A 2,046-nucleotide genomic window follows, 5' to 3' on the forward strand; every position below is an offset into this window, starting at 1 on the left:
GGGCGAGGCGATGGCCAACGGCGCCACCATGATTCCGCCCGCCTCGTTGCGCATGTCGCGACGGATGACGACGGTGTCGTCGGTGTCGCCGATGTTCATCGACGAGTGATTGCGCCCGATGTAGCGGTAGCTCAGCAGCCCGGTCCAGCGCTTGTACAACTCGTCCCGGTAGGCGTCGGCGTCGCCCATGAACTCACGGATGTCACGCAGTGGCCCGGTCAATCGCGTCGTCCCTCCTGAACGGAAAGTTGAGCGGACGCTCAGCTAGGACTTTACGGCTGCCCCTGTCAATGTAAAGGCCTTATCGCTGATCTACTGCGCGTCGAAGACCACCGGCACCGACGTCGGCGACCGGAACACCTGTCCGCGGACGTGCGGGTCGTCGGCGTCGGGGTCGAGTCTCAGGTTGGGCAGCCGGTCCAGTAGGAGATTGATGGCGGTGCGCATTTCCAGCCGGGCCAGGTGCATGCCGAGGCAGACGTGGACGCCGTGGCCCCAGCCCAGATTCGCTCGAGCCTCCCGGTGGATGTTGAACGTGTCGGGGTCGGGGTAGCGATCTTCTTGCCGGTTCGCCGAACCGAGCATCGGCATCACGGTCGCGCCGGCCGGGATCTTGACTCCGCCGAGTTCGGTGTCGCGGGTCGCTACCCGGGTGATGGTCAGCAGCGGGGGCTCCCACCGCACACCCTCCTCGATCGCCTGCGGAATCAGCGAGCGGTCCGCGCGGATCGCCTCCAGTTGCTCCGGGTCCGACAACAGCCCGAGCAGCAGGCTGCCCAGCGACCGGTAGGTCGTCTCCACGCCGGCGGGCAACAGCAACCGCAGGAACGAGAAGATCTCTTCGTTGGTGAGCTTCTCCCCATCGATCTCGGCGGCACCGAGCGCGCTGATCAGGTCGTCCTTCGGCTCGGCGCGACGCGCCTCCAGGATCGGCTCGAAGTACTCGCACAGGGCAGCCGATGCCGCCAGCCCACGTTCGGGATTCATCAGCCAGCTCAGCAGCGAGATCGACCATCGCTGGAACTGCGGGTAATCCTTCTCCGGCAGCCCGAGCAGGCCCGCGATGATCTGGCTGGGGTAATCGAAGGTGAACTCCTTCACCAGATCCGCCTTGCCGTTGGGCGCGAAGTTGTCGATCAGGCTGTTCGCCACCCGGCCGACCAGCTCGTCTTGCCATCGCGCCAAGGACTTCTGCGAGAACGCTTTCGACACCAGCGACCGCAACCGCCCGTGTATCGGCTCGTCCATACCGAGCATCACGCCTTCGCCGAGCACTGGCCCGAACGCCGCGATGACGGCCGCCGACGAAAACGTCTCGTTGTCCCTCAGCATCTGCTGGACATCCTCGTGGCGATACACAATGAACATCGGCAGAGATTCCTCGTGCGGAAGCGCACCCGACGTCTCCAGTCGCTGGACCGGTTCCTCGCGGCGCAGTCGCGCCAGCTCGGTGTACGGGTCGCGTACGTCGCCGGAGATCGCGTCGTCGAAAGCGCCGAAGTCGTCCAGGTCGTCGAAAAGCTGTTCCATCCCTATTCCCCATTTCCTTTGCGGCGCTTGGCCGCCATCGTCGCCAGGTGCTGCAACACCGGCTGCGGAATGACTTTCGTCGCGAACACCATGGCCTTCTGGGCGGTCGTCAACGGCCACGCCCCGTCCCGCATAGAGCCCTGTTTGGGTATGCCGAGCACGACCCGCGACATGTGGTGCATGCCGATGGCGGGAAGAATCCTGCTGGACACCAACAACATCGATGCGTCCGGTCCCACACCACGCCGCCGGAACGACGCAGTGTCGGCCAGCGCCTTGACCACTCCATCGGTGAACTTCTCCGGCGGCCTGGCCATCCGCATCGCGAACCGCCCGCGGCTGTTCATCGTGTTGTGCAGCCGGGCGTACGGACCGCTGAAGTCGCGATCGTCGGTGGTGCCCGCATCGGTGATGATCTCGGTGTCGTAGGTGCCGGCCACCAACACCGTGACGCCGAGTCCGAACGGCGCGATCTCTACCGCCATAGACTCACCCCAGCGCTCGAGTGCGCCCTTG

Annotated in this window: 1 protein-coding gene and 2 pseudogenes; all 3 read right to left on the bottom strand. The window is 65.2% G+C overall.

The features are described from left to right. Positions 1-222 (bottom strand): annotated as a pseudogene (locus VN856_RS07230) (hypothetical protein); the annotation flags it as partial. A gap of 90 nt (positions 223-312) precedes the next feature. Beyond that, entirely contained in the window at positions 313-1,530 is a 1,218-nt protein-coding gene (locus VN856_RS07235; protein ID WP_325687562.1) for a cytochrome P450, read from the bottom strand. A 2-nt stretch (positions 1,531-1,532) separates the two neighbouring features. Then, positions 1,533-2,046, bottom strand: a pseudogene (locus VN856_RS07240) (short-chain dehydrogenase/reductase); the annotation flags it as partial.

The organism is Mycobacterium sp. (assembly GCF_035603715.1).
Classification (GTDB): domain Bacteria; phylum Actinomycetota; class Actinomycetes; order Mycobacteriales; family Mycobacteriaceae; genus Mycobacterium.